This window comes from Pseudoalteromonas sp. HM-SA03, assembly GCF_002289345.1.
In the GTDB taxonomy this organism is placed as follows: Bacteria; Pseudomonadota; Gammaproteobacteria; order Enterobacterales; family Alteromonadaceae; genus Pseudoalteromonas.
In genome coordinates, this window is record NZ_NSDG01000081.1 from 1 (window position 1) to 953 (window position 953).

Here is a 953-nt window from a genome sequence, read left to right on the forward strand (position 1 = left end):
TGAGCTGTTAAGCTATACGCGGTTTCTTGCAGTAATGCCGAGTGTTGTCGTTCCCATGTGTAGCTATCTCATGTCGAAGCTTGGTAAACCCACCGGAATACAATTTGTTGATTCCACCAAAATAGAGGTCTGTCACATCATTCGTGCCAAGAGAAATAAAGTCTTTGAAGGCATAGCTCAGCATGACAAAGGCACCATGGGCTGGTCATTTGGATTTAAACTGCATTTGGTCATCAATCACCTAGGTGAAATTGTGGCGTTGAAGCTGACAAAGGGTAACGTCGATGAGCGAAAGCCGGTGACAGAGATGGCCGACTTGCTCTTTGGCAAACTCTACGGTGACAAAGGCTACATAAGCAAAGCACTGTCAGGAGAACTGTTGAACAACGGCATCGAGCTGATCACTACAGTCCGAAAGAATATGAAGAAAAAGTTCATATCACTGTGGGACAGGGCCATCTTAAAGAAGCGATTCATCATTGAGACGGTGATTGATCAATTGAAAAACATTTCTTACATCGAACACTCCCGACACCGCAATATGCATGGCTTTATGCTGAATTTGCTCGGAGGGATCATCGCTTATTGCTTGAGAGAAGAAAAGCCCTCATTAGATTTAACGCCTCAAGAGCTTGAGCTTTTAGAGAGCAACAATCTAATGTTGGCTTAACCAGATCTGAGGTTAAGTAACATCAGCATGTTGAAGTCGCTTGGGTATCAACGAGTTTACGGCATCAACTTAGTATAAATCTACACACGCAGATTAACGAGCACGGAAGACAATGGTGCTCCCTTTGAACGCTGAGGTTAGGGCTAGATAATAAATTCAAACGACAAAAAGCCCAGAATAGCTGGGCTTTTTGTTATCACTGAATTTGATGCGGTATTACCCTCTTTCAAACTCAGTGCTAGTCGTTCGTGTACACTAAGTGCTTGAATGAACTTGGTATACC

1 protein-coding gene is annotated in these 953 nt (G+C 43.3%); it reads left to right on the forward strand.

The features are described 5' to 3' along the window. On the forward strand, window positions 1–670 hold a 670-nt coding region (locus tag CKO50_RS15865; protein WP_141240153.1), incomplete at its 5' end, for an IS982 family transposase. Window positions 671–953 lie beyond the last annotated feature (283 nt).